General features: G+C 71.4%; 22 protein-coding genes. 8 read left to right on the forward strand and 14 right to left on the reverse strand.

Features of this window, described 5'->3' with window-relative positions; all coding sequences use genetic code 11:
- Positions 1 to 4: 4 nt before the first annotated feature.
- Positions 5 to 346: a cupin domain-containing protein gene (locus tag AC1DX8_RS15695; protein ID WP_477630870.1), complete on the forward strand. Its 342-nt coding sequence runs from the start codon at positions 5 to 7 to the stop codon at positions 344 to 346.
- Here the strand turns inward: AC1DX8_RS15695 and AC1DX8_RS15700 are convergent.
- A complete protein-coding gene (locus AC1DX8_RS15700; RefSeq protein WP_477630871.1) occupies positions 343 to 1,461 on the reverse strand; it encodes a DNA glycosylase AlkZ-like family protein in 1,119 nt (372 codons plus the stop codon). The genes AC1DX8_RS15695 and AC1DX8_RS15700 overlap by 4 nt on opposite strands.
- Positions 1,462 to 1,646: 185 nt before the next feature.
- On the opposite strand from AC1DX8_RS15700, the gene AC1DX8_RS15705 reads away from it, so the two are divergent.
- Together AC1DX8_RS15705 and AC1DX8_RS15710 are read left to right on the forward strand one after the other, a co-directional pair.
- Complete coding sequence (locus AC1DX8_RS15705) at positions 1,647 to 2,045, forward strand: TraR/DksA family transcriptional regulator (RefSeq protein WP_477630872.1); 399 nt, start codon at positions 1,647 to 1,649, stop codon at positions 2,043 to 2,045.
- A gap of 113 nt (positions 2,046 to 2,158) precedes the next feature.
- Entirely contained in the window at positions 2,159 to 2,797 is a 639-nt protein-coding gene (locus tag AC1DX8_RS15710; protein WP_477630873.1) for a dihydrofolate reductase family protein, read from the forward strand.
- Here the strand turns inward: AC1DX8_RS15710 and AC1DX8_RS15715 are convergent.
- The 10 genes from AC1DX8_RS15715 to AC1DX8_RS15760 all read right to left on the reverse strand — a co-directional run bounded on the left by AC1DX8_RS15715 (position 2,794) and on the right by AC1DX8_RS15760 (position 11,855).
- On the reverse strand, positions 2,794 to 3,339 hold the full coding sequence (locus AC1DX8_RS15715) for an SRPBCC domain-containing protein (protein ID WP_477630874.1): 546 nt from the start codon (positions 3,337 to 3,339) through the stop codon (positions 2,794 to 2,796). The genes AC1DX8_RS15710 and AC1DX8_RS15715 overlap by 4 nt on opposite strands.
- Before the next feature lie 17 nt (positions 3,340 to 3,356).
- Positions 3,357 to 3,713, reverse strand: a complete 357-nt coding sequence (locus AC1DX8_RS15720; RefSeq protein WP_477630875.1) for an ArsR/SmtB family transcription factor — start codon at positions 3,711 to 3,713, stop codon at positions 3,357 to 3,359.
- Between the two features lie 51 nt (positions 3,714 to 3,764).
- Entirely contained in the window at positions 3,765 to 4,529 is a 765-nt protein-coding gene (locus tag AC1DX8_RS15725) for a MerR family transcriptional regulator (protein WP_477630876.1), read from the reverse strand.
- 18 nt (positions 4,530 to 4,547) lie between these two features.
- Positions 4,548 to 5,309, reverse strand: coding sequence for an ABC transporter permease (locus tag AC1DX8_RS15730; RefSeq protein ID WP_477630877.1), 762 nt, complete (start codon positions 5,307 to 5,309; stop codon positions 4,548 to 4,550).
- Positions 5,306 to 6,097 carry an ABC transporter ATP-binding protein gene (locus tag AC1DX8_RS15735; protein ID WP_477630878.1) on the reverse strand — a complete coding sequence of 264 codons (792 nt, stop codon included), beginning with the start codon at positions 6,095 to 6,097 and terminating at the stop codon, positions 5,306 to 5,308. The genes AC1DX8_RS15730 and AC1DX8_RS15735 overlap by 4 nt, the downstream gene beginning before the upstream one ends.
- An 80-nt stretch (positions 6,098 to 6,177) precedes the next feature.
- Entirely contained in the window at positions 6,178 to 8,442 is a 2,265-nt protein-coding gene (locus AC1DX8_RS15740; protein ID WP_477630879.1) for a xanthine dehydrogenase family protein molybdopterin-binding subunit, read from the reverse strand.
- Complete coding sequence (locus tag AC1DX8_RS15745; protein ID WP_477630880.1) at positions 8,439 to 9,434, reverse strand: FAD binding domain-containing protein; 996 nt, start codon at positions 9,432 to 9,434, stop codon at positions 8,439 to 8,441. The genes AC1DX8_RS15740 and AC1DX8_RS15745 overlap by 4 nt, the downstream gene beginning before the upstream one ends.
- Positions 9,431 to 9,970 carry a (2Fe-2S)-binding protein gene (locus AC1DX8_RS15750; RefSeq protein ID WP_477630881.1) on the reverse strand — a complete coding sequence of 180 codons (540 nt, stop codon included), beginning with the start codon at positions 9,968 to 9,970 and terminating at the stop codon, positions 9,431 to 9,433. The genes AC1DX8_RS15745 and AC1DX8_RS15750 overlap by 4 nt, the downstream gene beginning before the upstream one ends.
- Before the next feature lie 71 nt (positions 9,971 to 10,041).
- Positions 10,042 to 11,337, reverse strand: a complete 1,296-nt coding sequence (locus AC1DX8_RS15755; protein WP_477630882.1) for a hypothetical protein — start codon at positions 11,335 to 11,337, stop codon at positions 10,042 to 10,044.
- A complete protein-coding gene (locus AC1DX8_RS15760) occupies positions 11,334 to 11,855 on the reverse strand; it encodes a SigE family RNA polymerase sigma factor (protein ID WP_477630883.1) in 522 nt (173 codons plus the stop codon). Before AC1DX8_RS15760 ends, AC1DX8_RS15755 begins: the two co-directional genes overlap by 4 nt.
- Before the next feature lie 280 nt (positions 11,856 to 12,135).
- Here AC1DX8_RS15760 and AC1DX8_RS15765 point away from each other — a divergent pair, with 280 nt between their 5' ends.
- Positions 12,136 to 14,229, forward strand: coding sequence for an ATP-binding protein (locus tag AC1DX8_RS15765; RefSeq protein WP_477630884.1), 2,094 nt, complete (start codon positions 12,136 to 12,138; stop codon positions 14,227 to 14,229).
- Between the two features lie 56 nt (positions 14,230 to 14,285).
- Positions 14,286 to 14,681 (forward strand): DUF1801 domain-containing protein, encoded by a 396-nt coding sequence (locus AC1DX8_RS15770; protein ID WP_477630885.1) that lies wholly within the window; start codon positions 14,286 to 14,288, stop codon positions 14,679 to 14,681.
- 46 nt (positions 14,682 to 14,727) lie between these two features.
- On the opposite strand, the gene AC1DX8_RS15775 is transcribed toward AC1DX8_RS15770, so the two are convergent.
- Positions 14,728 to 15,117, reverse strand: a complete 390-nt coding sequence (locus AC1DX8_RS15775) for a DUF2237 family protein (protein WP_477630886.1) — start codon at positions 15,115 to 15,117, stop codon at positions 14,728 to 14,730.
- 62 nt (positions 15,118 to 15,179) lie between these two features.
- The gene (locus tag AC1DX8_RS15780; RefSeq protein WP_477630887.1) at positions 15,180 to 15,740 is read right to left on the reverse strand and encodes a 1-acyl-sn-glycerol-3-phosphate acyltransferase; all 561 of its coding nucleotides are present in this window, start codon (positions 15,738 to 15,740) and stop codon (positions 15,180 to 15,182) included.
- 139 nt (positions 15,741 to 15,879) lie between these two features.
- Here AC1DX8_RS15780 and AC1DX8_RS15785 point away from each other — a divergent pair, with 139 nt between their 5' ends.
- Both AC1DX8_RS15785 and helR read left to right on the forward strand, forming a co-directional pair.
- On the forward strand, positions 15,880 to 16,521 hold the full coding sequence (locus AC1DX8_RS15785) for a hemerythrin domain-containing protein (RefSeq protein ID WP_477630888.1): 642 nt from the start codon (positions 15,880 to 15,882) through the stop codon (positions 16,519 to 16,521).
- Between the two features lie 92 nt (positions 16,522 to 16,613).
- On the forward strand, positions 16,614 to 18,872 hold the full coding sequence (gene helR / locus AC1DX8_RS15790) for an RNA polymerase recycling motor ATPase HelR (RefSeq protein WP_477630889.1): 2,259 nt from the start codon (positions 16,614 to 16,616) through the stop codon (positions 18,870 to 18,872).
- A gap of 92 nt (positions 18,873 to 18,964) precedes the next feature.
- Here the strand turns inward: helR and AC1DX8_RS15795 are convergent, their stop codons facing one another.
- Positions 18,965 to 19,543 carry an NADPH-dependent F420 reductase gene (locus tag AC1DX8_RS15795; RefSeq protein WP_477630890.1) on the reverse strand — a complete coding sequence of 193 codons (579 nt, stop codon included), beginning with the start codon at positions 19,541 to 19,543 and terminating at the stop codon, positions 18,965 to 18,967.
- 110 nt (positions 19,544 to 19,653) lie between these two features.
- On the opposite strand from AC1DX8_RS15795, the gene AC1DX8_RS15800 reads away from it, so the two are divergent.
- The gene (locus tag AC1DX8_RS15800; protein WP_477630891.1) at positions 19,654 to 20,142 is read left to right on the forward strand and encodes a MarR family winged helix-turn-helix transcriptional regulator; all 489 of its coding nucleotides are present in this window, start codon (positions 19,654 to 19,656) and stop codon (positions 20,140 to 20,142) included.
- Positions 20,143 to 20,196: the final 54 nt, after the last annotated feature.

A 20,196-nucleotide genomic window follows, 5' to 3' on the forward strand; every position in this document is an offset into this window, starting at 1 on the left:
CCCGATGAGTGAACCCGTCGTGCCGGAGACGACTGGGGTGGACGTGCAGCTGCTCGCCACGGTCGACCTCGGCCCCGAGATCCCCGGCCTGGAAGGCCGTCAGCTGCGCATGCGCATGGTGACCATCGCCCCGGGTGGTGTGTTCGGCCCGCTCCACGACCACCGGGGCAGACCCGGCACGGTCTACGTGCTGCAGGGGACCATCACCGACCACAGGGACGGCGTCGAGACCGACTACGGCCCGGGAGTGGGTTGGCCGGAGGACCGGGACACGCTGCACTGGCTCGAGAACCGCCGCTCGGTGCCCGCGGTGGAGATCTCGGTCGACGTGGTGGCCACTGACTAGGCGCTGACCCGCAGGCGCAGGTCAGCGCCGAGGATGGCGGCGAGGCGCGCCCCCTCCTCCTCGAGGTCGGCGTCGGGTCGCCGGGCGCTGTCGAGCCAGGTCACCACGAGTTCGCCACCTCGTCTCGCCCAGGTGCCGCAGACGACACCACCGCGGACGACGGGGTTGGCCTTGCGGGTCATGAGGTCTCGATGTGCTGGCGGAGTCACGTGCACGTCCTTGGTTCCCGGGCCGATCACCCACTGGTCGTGACCGGGCAGGAACCGCACGGCGTCGGTTGGGTGGGCGGCCTCCAGCGCGGCGACGTCCTCGCGCAGGACGTGCGCCACCGTGCCGTCGACGTCGACCGGCACGAGGCGGTCACCGAGGCCGTCGAGCCACCCGGTCAGCCGCTTGCGGCCGGCACTCAGCCCCTTGCCGAGCCAGTAGTGGACGTGGTCGGAGGTCGCCGGACCGTAGGTGCGCAGGTAGGCCGTGACCGCAGCCGGTCCCGCGACATCGAGGTCCKGGATCCCTGCCCACCGCGGGTTGGTGTCGAGCCGCTGGAAGGTGGCACGTCCGTCGCGCGGCAGGCCGAAGCCCATGTCGCCCTGCCAGGTGAGCGGCTTGATGAGCGTGCCGGCACCGTCGTCGAAGACCGGGCGGAGGTGACGATAGGCCGCCTGCCCGGTCACGGCATCGCCCAGTTCGGCGAGGGTCAGGGGCCCAGCGTCGAGCGCCTCGCGCACCGCTGCCCGGAAGGCCGGCCAGTCCTCGGGCGCCAGCCGGTAGTACTCCACCCAGCTGGGCAGCTCCCACTGCCGTCCGGCCGCTCGCAGCGCGAGGTACGCGCCGCCGTCCTCGGGTGACAGGTAGTGCACGGCACCCCGGAAGGCGAAGGCCTTGATGACCGTCCCCTCCGCCAGGGCCTCCGCCAGCTCGCCGGGTCGCGAGCCCGTCCGGCGGGTCCGCACCGCGAGCTCGGCGAGCGACTCGTCCATCGACGGCACGACCCCGAGACGGCGCACCACCCCCGCCACCGATTCGGATCCCACGGGGGCGAGCAGCTGCCGCTCCATCCGCCAGGCCAGCGCCTGGCCCCACGAGACGCAGACGTCAGGCTTCGGCAGGATCATGACTGCAGCCTCGCACGCGATCCGGACGACGGGCTCCCGGTTTCGCCGCCGGGCGCACGGCCTGCGCGTGGGCCACGATGACTTCGGTGGCGGTCACCGGTCTGTACCCGTACCCGCACCATCGACCCGACGGCCTGAGAGGGAGAAGGACATGACGGCGACCGACCCGTTCGACCCCATCCTCCATGGGTGACCACGAGCTCCCCGACCCCACCCGCGCCGACGCCGCTCTCGACGTGGCTGCCGTCGCCGACCGCCTGCGGGGTGAGCAGGAGGACGTGCGGGCCCGGCTCGCCAGCATGACGAGGGACCTCGAGGAGCTGTTCGCCGCCTCCCGGGGCTCGAACGCCGACGACGAGCACGACCCGGAGGGCCAGACCATCGCCTACGAGCGCTCCCAGCTGTCGTCCCTCATCGCCGCCGCGAACGCGCACCTCCTGAGCATCGGGGAGGCCCAGTCCCGGCTGCGCGAGGGGAGGTACGGCCTCTGCGAGGTGTGCGGCCGACCCATCCCCCGGGCGCGGCTGGAGGCGCGGCCGACGGCGCGCACCTGTGTCGCCCACGGCCTGACCGGCGGCCGATGAGCCGGTCCGCACCCCATGGCGCATGATGATCCACGGCCGGACGTCCGGCACCGACCGGCACTGACGGCACTGACGACACTGACGACACGCCAGCAGACAGAGGAGAAGTGCACATGTCCCTGACTCGGGTCCACAACCTGTCGGTCTCGCTCGACGGCTTCGCCACCGGCGAACCCCAGTCCCTGGAAGCGCCCTTCGGCCACGCCGGCCAACGGCTGCACCGGTGGATGTTCGCGACGCGCTACTGGGACGAGGCCACCGGCTCGCTGGGGGTCGACAACGCCTTCGCCGCACAGCACACCCCAGGGATCGGCGCCGAGATCATGGGGGCCAACAAGTTCGGTCCCCCCGGCTGGCAGGACGACCCGGAGTGGAAGGGCTGGTGGGGACCGAACCCGCCGTTCCACACCCCCACCTTCGTGCTCACCCACCACCCGAAGCCATCGCTGGAGATGGAGGGCGGCACCACGTTCCACTTCCTCGAGGCCAGCCCCGCGGATGCGCTCGAGGCGGCCCGGGAGGCGGCCGGAAACCAGGACGTCCGGATCGGCGGGGGTGCCACGGTCGTCCGCGACTTCGTCCTCGCCGGGCTCGTCGACCACCTGCACGTGGTGCAGGTGCCCATCGTCCTCGGCCGCGGCGTGCGCCTCTGGGACGGCCTCGAGGCCCTCGAGGACTCCTACGCCGTGGAGGCGGTCTCGACCCCGAGTGGCGTCACCCACCTCACCTTCACCCGTCGGATCGGGTCCTAGCTCCCCGTCACCACGGTCTCGGGCCCTGGCGAGGCCTGGTATGCCGGCGTGAGCTCCTCCCAGCGCGCCTTCCATCCGGGTGCCGCCACCTCGGGCGACCAGCCCTCCGGGTGGACCGGGCCGTCGCTGTCGAGCGAGCTGGCGAGGTCCTCGAGGTGCGCCTGCCAGCCTGCGCCGTAGAAGTGCAGCGCGTCGAGGGGGAGACCCCGCTCCTCGACGACGAGCCGGGTGCGCTGTCCTTCCTGGACGAGCCAGACCTCGGTCTGCGACTCCTCGTCGGTGCCGGGTTCGGACGTGACGAGCAAGTGGTGCGGCGCCTCGCACACGTCGATGCGCGCCCGGCCGGACCAGGTGCTGGCGAAGACCACGTCGACCACGCCCCCGACCCGCAGGTCTCCCGAGACCGTGGCGATCCACCGGGCGAGCCGCTCCGGAGTCGTGCACGCCGCCCACAGGTCGTCGATGTCGGTGTCGTACAGGTCCTCGGCCCTGACCGCACCCCTGGTCTGGTCGATGGTTCGCGTCGTGCCGATGATGTTCACGTCCTGGCCTTCTTTCCTCAGGCGGTCTGTTCTCGTGCGTTCTTCCCTCGGGCGGTCTTCCCTCGGGTGGTCTTCCCGCGTGCGATCTCGGTGTGCAGGGCATCCAGCCGGTGCTGCCACAGCGCGCGGTAGTCGTCGAGCCACTCGTCCACCTCGACCAGCGCCTCGGCCCTGAGGCTGTAGATCCTGCGTTGCGACTCCTGACGGACGGAGACGAGCCCTGCCTCACGAAGCACCCGAAGGTGCCGCGAAACCCCGGGTCGGGCAATGGGCAGGGCTTCGGCCAGCTCACCAGCGGTGGCTGGGTGGTCGCGCAGGATCGCGAGGACCGTGCGCCGACTCGGGTCGGCCAACGCCTGCAGCACTGCGTCCATGCAGTCAAGGTAACAGACAGGGTACGTACCCACAAGGTTACGTAAGAGGAATCAGACCCCGGCGTCGATGCGCCGGATGTTGGTCCACCCGGTCCAGCCGAGCTGCTCGAGCCGGGCCAGCATGCGTTGCGCGCCGGGGACGGACGAGAGGAAGACACCGTCGAGCAGGTCCGCAAGGTCCCCGGGCAGCTCCTCCTCGTCCCACGCGTCATCGGGCACCTGCTCGAACTGCTCCGCCAGACGCTCGGCTGCGCGGTCAAGGCGCGGATCGTCCGCCGACCACTGGGTGACCTCGGCCAGGTCGCGGTAGAGATCACGCACCGTGGGGTCGTCGAGCTGCCGCTCCTTGGTCGCCATGTAGAACGCCATCCGTTCCGGGATCTGCGCGGCCACGAGGATCCACGCGTCGCGCTCGGCCTCGACCATCTCCTCGGGGACCCCCACGCTGCGCAACCGCGTCAGGTAGGCCACCGCCTCGGGAGGCAGGGCGAGGCTCTCTCCGGCGACGAGCTGGGCGATGCGCTCGCGGTGCCGCTGGCGCTGGCGTATCTCCGAGCGCAGGCGGCGGTCGATCTCGTCGACCGCCGCCGCGAACTCCTCGTCATCCGCGATGAGCAGCTCCCGCACCTTGGCCAGCGGGACGCCGGCGTCGGCAAGCGTGCGGATCCGCACCAGCTCGACGACCGCAGCCGCGTCATATCGGCGGTATCCCGACGCATCGCGCTCGGGCTCGGGCAGCAGTCCCTTGGCGTGGTAGTGCCGGACGGCGCGCACGGTCACGCCGGCGTACGTCGCGAGCTGGCTGATCGTGAGCATGGCACTCATCCTCGCGCCTCAGGCGACCTTGGTGCGGTAGGTGCGCATGGCCAGCGCGTACGCCACGACGAGCAACCCGACGCACCAGGCGAGTGCGACCCAGCCGTCGTGGCCGAGCGGCTGCTCGGCATAGAGGGCGCGGATCGTGTTGACGATCGAGGTCACCGGCTGGTGCTCGGCGAACCAGCGCACCGGCCCGGGCATCCCGGCTGTGGGCACGAAGGCGGAGCTGATGAACGGCAGGAAGATCAGCGGGTAGGAGAAGCCACTGACGCCGTCCACCGACTTCGCCGTCAGACCCGGGATGACGGCCAGCCAGGTCAGCGCGAGCGTGAACAGGACCAGAATCCCCAGGACTGCGAGCCACGCGAGAACCCCTGCCCCAGAACGGAACCCCATCACGAGCGCGACCAGGACGACGAGCACGAGCGAGGTCAGGTTCGCGACGACGGAGGTCAGCACGTGACTCCAGAGCAGGGCCGACCGGCTGATGGGCATCGACTGGAACCGTTCGAAGATGCCACCCGAGACATCGGTGAACAGGCGGAACGCCGTGTAGGCGATGCCGGAGGCGACCGTGATCAGCAGGATGCCCGGCAGCAGGTAGTTGACGTAGCTGGCGCCCCCGACGTCGATGGCACTGCCGAAGACGTAGACGAACAGCAGCAGCATCGCGATCGGCGTGACCGCCGTGGTGATGATCGTGTCGGGGCTGCGCAGGATGTGCCGGAGTGAGCGCTTCAGCAGCACGCTGGTGTCGTGGAGCAGGTCAGCGGTCATCGTGCGTCCTTGGCGATGGGCGAGTGGGCGTCGTCGCGACCGACGATCGCGAGGAAGATGTCCTCCAGGGACGGCTGCTTCTCGACGTACTCGATCTCGGCCGGCGGGAACAGCTGCTTGAGCTCGGCGAGGGTGCCCTCGGCGATGATCCGTCCCTGGTGCAGGATCGCGATCCGGTCCGCCAGCTGCTCTGCCTCGTCGAGGTACTGCGTCGTGAGCAACACCGTGGTGCCGCCGCCGGCCAGCTCACGGATGGTCTGCCAGACCTCGATCCGTGACTGGGGGTCGAGTCCCGTCGTCGGCTCGTCGAGGAAGAGCACCGGTGGGGTGCCGATGAGGCTCATGGCGATGTCGAGGCGGCGACGCATGCCACCGGAGTAGGTGCCCGCTCGGCGGCCACCCGCATCGGTCAGGTCGAACCGCTCGAGCAGACCGTCGGCCACGACACCGGGCTCGCGGAGCCGTCGGAGCTGCGCGACGAGGACGAGGTTCTCCCGCCCGGTGAGGACCTCGTCGACGGCGGCGAACTGTCCGGTCAGGCTGATCGACTCCCGCACCTTCGCGGGCTGGTCCGCGACGTCGTGGCCGTTCACCGCGGCAGTGCCGCCGTCGGCCCGGAGCAGCGTGGACAGGATCCTCACGACGGTCGTCTTGCCGGCTCCGTTCGAGCCGAGGAGAGCGAAGATGGAGCCCGCGGGGACGGTCAGGTCGACCCCCGTGAGCACCTCGTGGTCGGCGTAGGACTTGGTGAGCCCGACGATCTCGATGGTTGGTGATGGTGTGGTCATGGCGCAAGCGTGCAACCTTGACCCTGCGTCAAGGTCAAGCGTCATCTCCCGTGAGGGGGAACCGGCTCCGGGGGCGCCCTTCAGCCCACGAGGCGATCGAGGGTCAGCGGCAGGTCGGTGACCCGTCGCCCGGTGGCGTGCCGCACGGCATTGGCCACCGCGGCGCCGACCCCCACGATGCCGACCTCCCCGGCTCCTAGGACCCCGAGCGGCATCTGCGGGTCGGGGTCGTCGAGGGTGTGGACCTCGAGGTGTGGCACGTCAGCGTGCACCGGCACGTGGTACTCGGCCAGGCTCGGGTTCATGATCCGGGCGCTGCGCGGGTCGATGAGGGTCTCCTCCCCCATCGCCAGACCGAGCCCCATGACGATGCCGCCGCGCAGCTGGCTGTGGGTGGTCTTGGGGTTGACCACCCTGCCCACGTCGAAGACGCTCGTCCACCGGCTGACCCGGAGCTCGCCGGTGTCGGCGTCCACCCTGACCTCGCAGAAGTGGGCACCGGTGGCCGCCTTCATCCAGCGCCTGCTGTCGAGCACCATCTTCGTCAGGAACCGCACCTGGCCCCAGGTCGCCCGCGCACCGCTGTCGGCTCCCACCTCCACCGTGAGCGGTCCCTTGCCCGCACGGGTCAGGACGTCGCCGGGGTCGGAGCCATCCGGCATACCCACCGTCTCGGCGAGGGCGTCGACGCGCTTGCGCATCGCGCGGCAGGCTCGTTCGATCGAGGCCGCCAGGCTCGCGGTCTGTGCCGAACCGCCGGCTCCGGGCCCCATCGGCAGGTCGGAGTCGCCGTAGATGGCGGTCACGCGCTCGAGCGGCACCCCCAGGCAGTCGGCCACCAGCTGACCCACCACGGTCGCGGTGCCCATGCCCATCTCGTGGAACGCACAGGCCAGCGTGGCGCCCCCGGACGCGTCGACGGTGAGCTGCACGTTCGCCACGAACTCCCAGGAGGGGTGGATGGCCGCCGCCACGCCCCAGCCGACGAGGTCCTTGCCGTCGCGGGTGCCGGGTGCCGGGCGGTCGGCCCAGCCGAACAGGTCACGGCCGCGTTCGAGGGTCTGGGCGAGCCGGCGGTGCGAGTAGCGCGTGCCGTGCACCGGGCTGCGCTCCCCCGGCTGGTTGAGCAGCCGCAGGTCGACCGGGTCGAGGCCGAGCTCGACGGCGAGCTCGTCCACGGCGCACTCCACCGCGAAGCTGCCCTGGGCCTCTCCCGGTGCCCGCATCGCGGTGTTGGACATGAGGTCCAGCTCGACGATGCGCTGCTCGGCCAGGATCGTGGCCGCGTCGTAGAGGTCGAGGCTGCAGGCCACGACCTGGTCGGCCTCGCCGCCCACCCGGCCCTTGCGCGACGTCACCTCGTGGATGAGCGCCTCCATGTGCCCCGAGGTCGAGGCGCCGATCGCGACCCGCTGGCGCGTCGGGGTGCGGCCCCCGACCGTGCGGTAGACCCCCTCCCGCGTCAGCGCCAGGCGCACCGGCCGCTGGGCGACCTTGGCCGCCATGCAGGCGATGAGGGTCGCCGCCCACACCTTCGACTTGCCGCCGAACCCACCGCCCACGAACTTCGCCACGACGTGCACGTCACCAGCCGGGATCCCGAAGCGCTTGGCCAGGAACTTCTGCGTCCAGTCGATGTTCTGGCTGCCTTCGTAGACCGTGAGCCGGTCGCCGTCCCACTCGGCCGTTGTCGCGTGCGGCTCGAGGGCGTTGTGGTTGTGCTGGGGCGTGCTGAACGAGAGGTCCACCTTCACCGCAGACCGTTGGTATGCCGCGCGGGCGTCACCGCGCTTGCCCCCGGTGGGCGGCATGACGGGCATCGACCGGACCGGCGTGGAGTTGGGCAGCTCCGCGTCGAAGTCGCCGGTCGGTGTGACCTGCAGGTACTCGACGCGGACCAGCGTCGCGGCGTACTGCGCAGCCTCGAGGGTCTCGGCCACGACTGCGGCGACCGGCTGGCCGTCGACGTGGACCTCGTCGGTGTTGAGGAACGGGATCGAGCTCCCCGCGGCCATGGTCGACAGGTCGAGGGGGTTCATCCGGGTGGGTGGCGGGGTGAGCCGCGGGGCGTTGTGGTGGGTGAGCACCAGCACCACACCCGGGTGGGCCTCGGCGACCGTGGTGTCGAGCGACGTGATGCGGCCCCGGGCGATCGGGGCGTGGACGAGGACGGCGTGGGTGAGTCCGGGGATCGGGTACTCGGCCGAGAACCGCGCCGTGCCAGTGGTCTTCGCCAACCCGTCGACGCGGTCGACGGCCCGGCCGATCGACGGCCCGGGCGCCCCCGGCCGCGCCTCCGTCGCGGGGGTCGTGGTCGTGCCAGTGCGCTCGGGGGCGATCGTCATGCCGCACCCCCCTCGTCGCGAAGCCGTCGCAGCGTGGCGGTGATGGTGCGCACCGCCAGCCCGATCTTGAAGTCGGTGCCGGGGCCGCCGACGGCCTGGGCCAGCTCGGCTCGGGCAGCGCGCTCGAACTCCTCATCGGTCGCGCGCCGGCCGGTGAGCTCGCCTTCGAGGACGGTGGCCCGCCAGGGGCGGTGGGCCACCCCACCCAGGGCGACCCGCACCTGCGTCACTGCGTCGTCCCGCACCTCCAGCGCGGCCGCCACCGACACGAGCGCGAAGGCGTACGACGCGCGGTCGCGCACCTTGCGGTAGCGCGAGCTGACCCCGAGCGGCTCCGCAGGGAGCGTCACCGCGACGACGAGCTCGTCCCGGCCCAGGGCGGTCTCGAGGTCGGGGGTCTGGCCGGGCAGGAGGTGGAACTCGCCGATGGGGATCGACCGCGTGCCGGCGCGGCTGGCCACCTCGACCTCGGCGTCGAGGAGGACCAGGGCCACCGCGAGGTCCGAGGGGTGCACCGCGACGCAGTGCTCGCTGGCGCCGAGGATGGCGCCCATGCGGTGGTGACCCGCCGCCGCGTCACAGCCGGAGCCTCGCTCCCGCTTGTTGCAGGCGGCGGCCCCGTCGTAGAAGTAGAGGCAGCGGGTGCGCTGGAGCAGGTTGCCGCCGACCGTGGCCATGTTGCGGATCTGCCCCGACGCGCCCATCACCAACGCCTGTGCCACGACGGGGAAGCGCTGCCGCACCAGCGGGTGGGCGGCGAGGTCGGTGTTGCGCACCCCCGCCCCGATCCGCAGACCACCGCCCGCGGTCTCGGTGATCTCGTCCAGCCCCAGCCGGGTCACGTCGACCAGGACGTCGGGCGTCTCGATCCCCTCGCGCATCAGGTCCACGAGGTTGGTCCCACCCCCGAGGAACTTCGCCCCGGGCAGGTCCACGATCGCTGCCAGCGCCTCGTCGAGGCTGGTCGGCACGGCATACGAGACAGGCTTCACCGGTGACCACCCACGGCGTCGGAGTAGGAGGAGATGGCGTCCACGATGCCGTTGTACGCGCCACACCGACACAGGTTGCCGCTCATCCGCTCGCGCACCTCGAGCTCGTTCGGATCAGGCTGCGCCGCAACGTGTTCGGCGACAGCGCTCGGCACCCCCTCGTCGAGCTCGCGCAACATGCCGAGTGCCGAACAGATCTGGCCCGAGGTGCAGTAGCCGCACTGGAAGCCATCGGCCCGGATGAAGGCCCGCTGGAGGTCGTGGGGTTGCTCCGGCGTGCCCACCCCCTCGATCGTGGTCACCTCGCGACCGTCGAGCTGCGCCACCAGCGTCAGGCAGCCCAGCACCCGCCGCCCGTCGACCAGCACGGTGCAGGCCCCGCAGGCCCCTTGGTTGCAGCCCTTCTTGGTGCCGGTGAGGTCGAGGCGCTCGCGGAGCAGGTCGAGCAGGCTCACGCCAGCCTCGACGGTCACCTCGGTCAGCGCGCCGTTGAGCGTGAAGTGGATTTCCGGAGTGGTGCTGGACCGCAGGGTCACGGCGTCTCCCTTCCTCAGTTCGGAGACTAGCCCAGCGCCGGAAGGTGTCACGAGACCTGGGACCAGGCGCCTTAGCGGCGCCACCAGGCGAGGTCGAACCGCAACGGGAGCGGGCCGTCGATGATGCCCAGGCGACGGGCGACCCACAGCCCTGCGCGCCAGAGCAGCCACACCCCGAAGAGCGCGAGCGGGATCGCGGTCCAGACCACGAGCCGCGCCCTCCACACGGCAGCCGAGTTCCAGTACGGCGAGCCCGCGAACGCGCCCTGACGCCACGACGTCTGCCCTGCGAAACCAGCCGTGCTGTCGACCAGGGCTGGTCCCCCGACCGGGCCGGTCCGACCGCTGACCGTCACCAACGGGGTGTGGTCGCGCCAGGTGATGCCGTCGACGGAGTAACGCGAGCCGAGCAGCCGGATGCTCGCCGGAGTGGGCCGTCCCGAGCCCAGCAGCCCCGCGAGGTCCCATGTCGCCAGGGCGGTGTCGTTTCGGTGGGTCGAGTCCGACGCGGCGATCACGAGGGTGGTGCCGTCCGGCGACACCGCAGCCGCGGTGCTGCTGGCGGCCAGGTCAAGGGTCTGGGGGTAGGTCAGCCGTCCCCGTGAGCGCCAGGAGCTGTCTCCGATGGTCCACGTCTGGACCTCCATGGCCGGCTCCGACACCGACCCGTAGGTCACCATCACGGTGCGGTCGTCGAGCCATCCACCGGTCACCAGCGATCCGCGGGTCACCTGCTCCAGGGGCGACGCGGCCGGCACCACGAGCTGCGTGCCGTCCGGGGTGGACACGACCACGTCGCTGGACGGCTCGTAGGCCCGGGCGTAGTGGCCCGAGTTCGGCGCCCATGCCGCCCACAGCTGGATGTCGTCGACGGCACCGGGCTGGACGACCTCTTGGCTGCGTCCCCTGACGAGGTCGAACACGCGCTCCCCGTCCACGAGCCAGCGACCGTCTGGTGAGAGCGCGGCATACCTGCGCTGGAGGCGGGCGCCCGGCAACTTCCACGCGGCGCCCTTGGAGTCGACCGTGTATGCCGTGGTGCCGTCCAGGACCGCCACGGTCATGGCCCGGTGGGCGGTGAGCGCGTCAGGGGCGAAGTAGGGGTGGGCCAGCACCGACGGGTAGGTGTCCGGCGCGACCGTGCGGGCCGGCTGCGGGACCTCCGGTGGCTCGGGCTGGGAGAGGCTCGGCCAGCTGACGAACGCCACGAGGGCGATGGCGATCAGCACGGCGGCACCACCTCCGAGCCGCGTGCGGGCCCGCCTGCGACCACCCTGAGCCCACAGGGCCTCGACCGGTGGGCCGCTGGACGGCTGCACGTCGCGGACCAGGTCGTCCAGCGCCGAACCGAGGGATGAGCGGTTCATCGGCGGACCTCCGTCCTTCCAAAGGTGTTCGCGAGCTCCGGGGCGAGGACCCGGAGGCGCTCGAGGGCATGCCTCGTCTGCGACTTGACGGTGTTCACCGAGCAGCCGAGCGCCTCGGCCGCCTCCACCTCGGTGCGGTCCTCGTAGAACCGGAGCACGAGCACCGCGCGCTGCTTCGGGGTGAGCCGGGTCAGGGCCTCGGCCAGGGTGAGCCGCACCTCGGCGTCGACCGCCTCGTCCCGGCCCCGCGCGCCCAGTCGCTCGGTCACCTCGACCGGATCGGGCTGGTGCCGCCGCCACCGCCAGGCATCGACCGATCGGGTGTAGAGGATCCGCCGGACGTAGGCTTCCGGCGACCCGGCGGACGAGACGACCGACCAGCGCTGGGCGGCGCGCGCCAGGGTCTCCTGCACGAGGTCCTCGGCCGCGTGGACGTCACCGGTCAACAGGGTGGCGGTGCGCAGCAGCGGCAGCCACCGGGCACGGGCGAACGCCTCGAAGTCGTCACGCGGCTCCACGCAGGCCCCCCTCCCTGTTGTCCTCACACCACTCCACACCTCCTAGGACGGACGGTGTGGGACATCCGGGTGGAACCCCCTTGGTTTTGCTCTTGCTCGCGGGGCGTCAGCGTCTTCCTCGCGGGGCGTCAGCGTCTTCCTCGCGGGGCGTCAGTACCGATGTCCCCCACCTGTGCGTGCCTGCTGCGCAAGAATGGGCCATGCCCACCTGCCCGGAGGATCACCCTCGCGTGCCGCGAGCCGCCCGGCGGTTCGTCGGCCGCCCGGTGGGCAGGGCGCTGTGAGCGGTCTGATCGCCCTCCTGCGTCGGTGGGACGTGGCAGCCGCCATCGTGCTGGTCGGCGTCTTCGTCCTCGGCGCAACCGCGGTCCGGTTCGCTCCACCCGGGTCGTCCGTGGCCGTCTGGTGGCCGGCGGCGGGGCTGGCCGTCGCCTTCCTCCTGGCCACCGGACCCAACCGCCGCCGTGCGGCCCTGTTCCTGGTGGGGATGGTGGTGTCGAGCGGGCTGGCGAACCTGTACGGCGGACGGCCACCACTTGCGGCGACCTGCTTCGGGTTCGCGAACACGGCGGAGGCCGCCGTCGTCTGGGCGGCGATGACCCGCACCAGCTACCGCCCGAGGCTGGCGGCCCTGGAGGACCTCGGGCGCCTCCTGCTCGCGACGCTCGCGGGCGCGGTCGTCTTCGGAGTGCTGGCGGGCCTCACCGTCACCTACACCCTGGACCGCACCTTCTTCCCCACCGCCTACGCCGTGACCGCCTCCCATGCGGCCGCCGTGCTGACCTTGGCGCCACTGGGCGTCGCCATCTCCACGAAGGCTGCGATTCCGTGGCGCCTGGAAGACGCGCTGCAGGGTCTGGTCCTGCTCGGCGTCACCCTGTGGGTGTTCGCCTCGACCAACGGACTGCCACTGGCCTTCCTTCCCCTGCCCGTCCTCGTCTGGGGCGCGACCAGGTTGGACCTGCGAGCCCTCGCGACGGAGTTGGCGCTGCTCGGGGTCGTCGTCGTCCTGCTCACGAGCCAGGGCTACGGGCCGTTCGCGATCGCGGGGCAGTCCGGCGCGGTGGCGCCCGAGACGGTGGGGGCCCTCACCCAGGCCTTCCTGGTCACCGCCGCCGTCACCGGTCTGGCGCTGGGCGTCGCCTCCACCCAGCGCCGCGACGCGCTGGCCGACCTGTTCAGTGAGGCGACCTTCACCCAGACCGTGCTCAACTCCGCGGCGGCCACCGCGATCATCGGTGCCGACTCCACCGGCACCATCACGCTCTTCAACCGCGGGGCCACCAACCTGCTCGGCTACCAGTCGCAGGACGTCGTCGGCTCGCTCAACTGGGTGGAGCTGCACGAGCCCACGGAGATAGCGGCGCGGGCCCGCGAGCTCGGCGTGCCACCGGGCCCCGGGGTCCTGGTCCACGAGCTCGACGAGGCAGGTCGCAGCGAGACCCGCGACTGGACCTGGGTCACCCGCGACAAGAAGCACCTCGTCGTCGACCTGACCATCAGCCCGATCGTGGACCAGGACGGCCTGGTCACCGGCTACATCGGGGTCGCCGAAGACGTGACGGAGCGCCGTCTCGCCGCCGATGCCGTCGAGACGGCCCTCAAGCGGGAGCGTCGCGCTGTCGAGGAGCTGACCGCACTCGACCAGACCAAGACCGACTTCCTCTCCTCGGTCAGCCACGAGTTCCGCACCCCGCTGGCCAGCGTCCTCGGCTACACCGAGATGCTCGAGGACGGTGCCGTCGGCGAGATGACGGACAAGCAGCTCGACCTCGTGGGGCGCATCGACCGCAACGGCCGGCGGCTGCTGAGTCTCATCGAAGACCTGCTGCTCAACTCGCGGATCGAGTCGGGCCAGCTCAACCTGGCTCGGCGACCCTGCGACCTCGCCGCGGTCGTCGACCACGCGTGGGAGGCCACCGGACCGCTCACGCAGAAGCGTCGGCTCCACCTGCGCCGTGAGATCGCGACCCGCCCCGTCACCGTGGACGGCGACGACACCGCGATCGAGCGCGTGGTCCTGAACCTGCTGTCCAACGCCGTGAAGTTCACGCCTGACGGGGGGATCGTCACCCTCACCCTCGACACCGTGCCGGACCCCGATGGTGCCGACCACGCCCGCCTCGTGGTGAGCGACAGCGGCTACGGGATCTCCGAGGAGGACCAACGCCAGGTCTTCCGGCGGTTCTTCCGGGCCACCGACGCCACCGAGCGGGCCGTGCAGGGCACCGGCCTCGGGCTGTCGATCGTGCAGGCGATCGTCGAGGGGCACGAGGGCACCATCCACGTCCAGTCGGTGCTGGGCCAAGGGTCCACTTTCACGGTGCTGCTCCCGCTCGCCGCCGCGGTGGCGCCGAGCGCACCGCGACGCTGACGGCTCGCTGTCGGGGTATGCCGATGAGTCGGCGCCGCCGCGACGGTCTACCTTCCATGGACACCTACCAGCGCGACCCCGGTGTCGACGCCTACCTGGACCCGTTGCCACAGTGGCAGCGCGAGCTGTGCCAGCGGCTGCGCGACATCGCCCACGCAGCAGACCCCGAGGTGCAGGAGGTCGTCAAGCGCCGGGTGCAGCCCTACTTCGTCCTGGCCGGCAACGTCTGCGCGCTGCTGGCCGCGAAGGACCACGTCAACCTCTTCGTCTACGACGGCGCGATCGTGCCGGACCCGCATGGCCTCGTGAACGGCGGCCACGACAACACCACAGCCCGGACGATCGCCTTCTGGGAAGGCGATCCCGTCGACGAACCGGCCCTCCTGGAGTTCCTGCGCCACATCATCGCGAACAACCGCGCCGGCGGCTGGCGAGCGGTCAAGCAGCAGTGACCATCGCTCGTTCGCACGGTCCGGGGCCGTCAGGCCGGCCGACCGGTCAGGTCAGTGAGCTCAGGTCGGGCGGCACGTCGACCGCGTGCTCCTGAAGCGCCCGGAGGGGCACCACGCGCAGGACTGCCTCGTTCGTCGCCGCGAGCACGACGTGCGCGGCGGCCCCGTCGCGGTGGGCGCGGGCCCAGTTCAGCGCGGTGACGCACCACCGGTCCCCCGGCACGAGACCGGGAAAGCCATACTCCGGCATCGGCGTGGACAGGTCGTTGCCGATGCCTCGCTGGTGCTCGAGGAACTCGGCCGTGACGACCGCGCAGATCGTGTGGCTGCCCAGGTCCTCCGGCCCCGACGAGCAGCAGCCGTCGCGGTAGAACCCGGTCATCGGGCTCGTGCCACACTCCTCCAGCTCGCCACCCAGGACGTTGCGTTCGGCCACCACGTCTCCTCGGTCCTGGTCGGGTTCGGTCCTGGTCGGGTGCTGCTTCCCGGCAGTCTGCCCTAGCGCCGCTCCTCGCGCAGTCGGGGCTCGGTGCGCAGCTCCGGGTGGATGCCTCGCTTGTCCTGGTAGAACTCACGAATCTTGTCCATGTCGGCGACGACGTCAGCGGTGGCCGTGATGGTCGGGCCGAACCCTGCTGTGCGAGTGGGCCTGTCGATGAAGGCGAGCGCGATCGGCAGCTTGGCAGAGCGCGCGATCCGCCAGAACCCTGACTTCCAGTACTCGCCCTTCTGACGGGTGCCCTCGGCGGCGAGGACCAGCAGGAACGGCTCACCGCTGCGTGCCTCCCGCACGAGCTCGCGCACGACGGCTCCCGGGTGCTCCCGGTCGAGCGGAAGCCCCCCGAGCCTCGGCAGCAGCCACGCGAGAGGACCCTTGAACAGCTCCTTCTTGATCAGCACGCGCGGCGTCACACCCCCGCGCCACATGATCAGGAGCATCATCACGAAGTCCCAGTTGGACGTGTGCGGAGCGCCGACGAGGATGCCGGTGCGGGGCACCTCCCCCACCGGGGTCCACCGGCTGGCGCGCAGCACCAGGCTGGCGAGTCGACTCCTCATCCGTGCCTCTCGGTGGGGCCGCGCCCCTCGGGGGGGCGGCGGCGCGTGCCAGCCACCGCAGGAAGTGGTCGGTGTCCGAAGGCTACCGGTCCTCCTCCTGGTGGTTCACGGATCAGGCCCGCGGTCCTACAGTCCTGCCATGGGAGAGATGAGCATGAACAAGGCCATCCACGGCGCCTTCCGACGCGACCTCGACCGCTTCATCACCGCGCTCGAGACGTTCCGACCCGGCGACCGCGCCAGGGCAGCCCAGCTGGGCGCGGCGTGGGCGAACTTCGACGACCAGCTCACCCGCCACCACGAGGGCGAACACCGCATCGCGTGGCCCGCCCTGCACGCCGTCGGCGTGAGCACCCAGCTCCTCGCGACCATGGACGCCGAGCACGACACCATGGCTGCTGCGCTCGCCGAGACCCGGGAGGGCATGAGCGACCTGCTCCGCGACCCGGGCGCCGACCAGGCGGCCGCCGCCAAGGCCCGCTTCGAGAGGCTGCGCACGGTCACCGTGCTGCACCTCGACCACGAGGAGGCAGAGCTCGAGCCGGTCTACCAGGCCAAGAAGGACACCCCCGAGATCAAGGCCATGGGCAGGGCGTTCGGGAAGTCGGGCTTGGCGGAGGGCGGTCGGTTCTTCGCCTGGGTGCTCGACGGCGCCTCGCCCGAGGAGCGCGCGGGGGTGACCGCCAGCGTGCCAGCGCCCGTCCTGTCGATCATCGGTGGGATCTTCGGGCGGGGATACCGCAAGGAGATCGCCCCCCTCTGGGCCACGCCCCGTCGATAGCTCGACGCGACCGCAGCTGTCCTCCCTCTCCAACGTATAGCGCAGAGGGGGTCTTGCGGCAAGGCCCTGGTGCTCCCCCACAATCGTCGCTCGTGGCCGGAACCGACGACAGGGGGGACGCAGGGATGCAGCGCGCGGACACGGGGGTTCGGACGGCGAGGACGCCCCGGGACGAGGGAGTCGAGCGAGACGGGGTCACGGCCCAGCGCGCGTTCGACCTGCCGGAACGCCTGGCGGCCAAGGCCGATCCCCGCCTGATCTCCCGCGACGAAGAGCACTTCGAGGCCATCAGGGAGAGCCTCGAGCAGACCATCGCCGACCTCTCCGAGCGCCTCGACGCCGAGCGCACCGCACCGGCTCGGGCCGGCCAGGAGGTGCTGGAGCGCGATCTCGAGGTTCACCGGCTGACCGCTCGGCTGCGTGCCCTGCGTCGATTCGGCCTCGACCTGTGCCTGGGTCACATGGTGAGCGCCGACCCGGACGCCACCCACCCCCGCGACCCGGTGTACGTCGGTCGGCTCGGGCTCACCGACCGCACCGGACGCCAGCTGCTCGTCGACTGGCGCTCCCCCGCCGCAGAGCCGTTCTTCGCTGCGACCCACGCCAACCCGATGGGACTGACGTTCCGTCGCCGATACCGGTGGCTGCGCGGCCGCGTGAACGACTACTGGGACGAGGTCTTCACCGCGGACGGCTTCAGCGGGCACGCCGCAGCGCTCGACGACCAGTCCGCCTTCATCGCCAGTCTGGGGAGCAACCGCTCCGCCCGGATGCGCGACGTCCTCGGCACCATCCAGGCCGACCAGGACGCGATCATCCGGGCGAGCTCACGCGGCGCACTCGTGGTGGACGGTGGGCCGGGCACCGGCAAGACGGTCGTGGCACTGCACCGGGCGGCATACCTGCTGTACTCCGACCCCCGGCTGGGACACCGCCGTGGTGGGGTGCTGTTCGTGGGCCCCCACCAGCCATACCTCGCCTACGTCTCCGACGTGCTCCCCAGCCTCGGCGAGGAGGGTGTGCAGACCTGCACCGTGCGCGACCTCGTGCCAGAGGGCGCCACTGCGCAGGTCGAGGCGGATCCAGAAGTGGCACGGCTCAAGGCGTCCGCCGACCTCGTCAGGTCGATCGACCGGGCCGTGCGGTTCTACGAGGAGCCCCCGACCGAGCCGCTGACGGTCACGACGCCCTGGGACGACGTGCGGCTCAGCCCCGACGACTGGGTGACGGCGTTCGATGCCGCCGACCCCGGGACGCCCCACAACGAGGCCCGCGAGCAGGTCTGGGAGGAGCTGGTGACGATCATCGTCGACCAGCACGACGAGGACGTCCCGGCCCACCTGCTCCGCCGGGCGCTCCACCAGGACCGCGAGCTCCAGGAGGCGCTGAACCGGGCGTGGCCGTTCATCGAGGCCACGGACCTCGTCGGCGACCTGTGGTCGGTGCCGGCATACCTGCGGATGTGCGCCCCCTGGCTGAGCCAGGAGGAGGTCACGACCTTGCAGCGGCGCGACGCCCAGGCCTGGACGGTGTCGGACCTGCCCCTGCTCGACGCCGCGCGGCACCGGCTGGGCGACCCCGAGGCCTCCCGTCGGCGCCGCCGGCACGAGGCTGCTGTGGCCGCGGAGCGCGAGCAGATGGCGCAGGTGGTGGAACACCTCATCGCCACCGACGACTCCGAGATGAAGGTCATGTCGATGCTCAAGGGACAGGACCTCAAGGACCGCTGGGTCGACGAGGACGCCCTCCGGGACGTCGACCAGGACCTGCTGGCCGGTCCGTTCGCGCACGTCGTCGTCGACGAGGCGCAGGAGCTCACCGACGCGGAGTGGCAGATGCTGCTGGCCCGGTGCCCCTCGCGCAGCTTCACGATCGTGGGCGACCGGGCCCAGGCCCGCCACGGGTTCACCGAGTCCTGGCAGGAGCGGCTCGAGCGGGTGGGCCTCGACCGCAGCCGCCTCGCGTCACTGAGCATCAACTACCGCACCCCCGAGGAGGTCATGGTCGCGGCCGAGCCCGTCATCAGGGCTGCACTGCCGGACGCCAACGTCCCGACCTCCATCCGCAGCACCGGGATCCCTGTCGTGCACGGCTCGACGGCCGACCTCCGGGCAGTGCTCGACACCTGGCTCGAGGCGAGCCCGGACGGGGTCGCCTGCGTCATCGGTGACCCCACCTTCGAGGCCGCCGGGCGGGTGCGGTCCCTCACGCCCGAGCTCTCGAAGGGGCTGGAGTTCGACCTCGTGGTGCTCGTCGACCCGGACCGCTTCGGCGAGGGCATCGAGGGCACGGTCGACCGCTACGTGGCGATGACCCGCGCCACCCAGCAGCTCGTGGTCCTCACCGGCTGACGAAGCTCCCGGCCCGTCGCCCCACCTCCAGCACAGGTATGCCGCGCCGCCCGTGTGCGGGGCGACGCGGCATACGTCTGTGGGTGGGGTCGTCAGGCGTCGACGACGCCGAATCCGCCGGTCCAGGCGACCTTCTCGCCGGCGGCGAGGGTGATCTGCAGGAAGCCGATCGCCTCGAGCTCGCGGGCCCGGGCCAGCGAGCCGGCGTCGATGGCCTTGAGGCCACCGGAGGTGATGACCCCGGCGAGGTCGCGCTTGGCGTCGGCGTCGTCACCGGCGATCAGCACCGTGGTCGTCAGCGGGCCGACCTTGCCTGCGGCCAGGGTGCCGGCGAAGGTGGTGTTGAACGCCTTCAGGACGCGCGACTCGGGCAGCGCGGCGGCGATCTCTGCCGTCGCGGAGCCGTCGGCGGCGACGGTCAGCGAGTCGAAGGTCTCGAAGTTCAGGGGGTTGGTGATGTCGACGACGACCTTGCCGGCCAGGCTCTCGCCCCGCTCGGCGAGCACGGCGCTGACGGCCGGGTACGGCACGGCGAGGACGACGATGTCACCGGTGACCTGCGTCGCGGCGTCGCCCTGACCGAGCAGCTGGACGGTGTGACCGCCCCGGCCCGCGACGGCGGCGATGGCCTGGCCCATGGTGCCGGTGCCGATGATGGAGAGATGTGCCATGTGGTGCTCCTTGGTCTGGGCGGCCCCTGCCGCATTCCGTTTGGTTGTTGCTTCAAGTAACACCATACACGGTTTAGTTGTTCCTTCAAGTGTTGGCTACACTTCATCCCATGGACCCGAGATGGCTGGACCAGGACGAGCGTGCCGCGTGGCTGCGCCTGATCGCCGTGGTGGAGCTGCTCCCCGGTGCGCTCGACGCCCAGCTGCGTCGTGACTCACAGCTCACCCACTTCGACTACTACGTGCTGGCCATGCTCTCGGAAGCCCCCGAACGCACCCTGCGGATGACCGGTCTCGCGGCGCGCACCAACGCCACCCTCCCCCGGCTCTCCCACGTCGTGCGTCGCCTCGAGGACCGCGGACTCGTCGAGCGGTTCCCCTGCCCGCAGGACGGGCGGGCCACCAACGCACGTCTGACGGCGGCCGGCTGGGACGCCGTCGTCGCGGCAGCCCCCGGACACGTCGAGACCGTGCGGCGCCACGTCTTCGACGCCTTGACCCCCACCCAGGTGGCGCAGCTCCGCGCGATCTGTGATGCGCTCCTGCCGACGCTCGACCCGGACCGTGCGCTGGCCCCGCTCTACGACGTCACCAGCTGACCGTCCCCAGCAGCTCAGTCTCCGTCGACCCTCAGCGGGATGACCCAGCGCCAC

The sequence above is a fragment of the Pedococcus sp. P2_A3 genome (genome assembly GCF_056405035.1).

Excerpts from the sequence above, each read along its gene's own strand:
- AC1DX8_RS15695 (WP_477630870.1), top strand. The coding sequence starts at position 5 with ATGAGTGAACCCGTCGTGCCGGAGACGACTGGGGTGGACGTGCAGCTG.
- AC1DX8_RS15710 (WP_477630873.1), top strand. The coding sequence starts at position 2,159 with ATGTCCCTGACTCGGGTCCACAACCTGTCGGTCTCGCTCGACGGCTTC.
- AC1DX8_RS15720 (WP_477630875.1), bottom strand. The coding sequence starts at position 3,713 with ATGGACGCAGTGCTGCAGGCGTTGGCCGACCCGAGTCGGCGCACGGTC.
- AC1DX8_RS15755 (WP_477630882.1), bottom strand. The coding sequence starts at position 11,337 with ATGAACCGCTCATCCCTCGGTTCGGCGCTGGACGACCTGGTCCGCGAC.
- AC1DX8_RS15735 (WP_477630878.1), bottom strand. The coding sequence starts at position 6,097 with ATGACCACACCATCACCAACCATCGAGATCGTCGGGCTCACCAAGTCC.
- AC1DX8_RS15730 (WP_477630877.1), bottom strand. The coding sequence starts at position 5,309 with ATGACCGCTGACCTGCTCCACGACACCAGCGTGCTGCTGAAGCGCTCA.
- AC1DX8_RS15740 (WP_477630879.1), bottom strand. The coding sequence starts at position 8,442 with ATGACGATCGCCCCCGAGCGCACTGGCACGACCACGACCCCCGCGACG.
- AC1DX8_RS15780 (WP_477630887.1), bottom strand. The coding sequence starts at position 15,740 with ATGAGGAGTCGACTCGCCAGCCTGGTGCTGCGCGCCAGCCGGTGGACC.
- AC1DX8_RS15770 (WP_477630885.1), top strand. The coding sequence starts at position 14,286 with ATGGACACCTACCAGCGCGACCCCGGTGTCGACGCCTACCTGGACCCG.
- AC1DX8_RS15785 (WP_477630888.1), top strand. The coding sequence starts at position 15,880 with ATGGGAGAGATGAGCATGAACAAGGCCATCCACGGCGCCTTCCGACGC.
- AC1DX8_RS15725 (WP_477630876.1), bottom strand. The coding sequence starts at position 4,529 with ATGCTCACGATCAGCCAGCTCGCGACGTACGCCGGCGTGACCGTGCGC.
- AC1DX8_RS15795 (WP_477630890.1), bottom strand. The coding sequence starts at position 19,543 with ATGGCACATCTCTCCATCATCGGCACCGGCACCATGGGCCAGGCCATC.
- AC1DX8_RS15705 (WP_477630872.1), top strand. The coding sequence starts at position 1,647 with ATGGGTGACCACGAGCTCCCCGACCCCACCCGCGCCGACGCCGCTCTC.
- AC1DX8_RS15800 (WP_477630891.1), top strand. The coding sequence starts at position 19,654 with ATGGACCCGAGATGGCTGGACCAGGACGAGCGTGCCGCGTGGCTGCGC.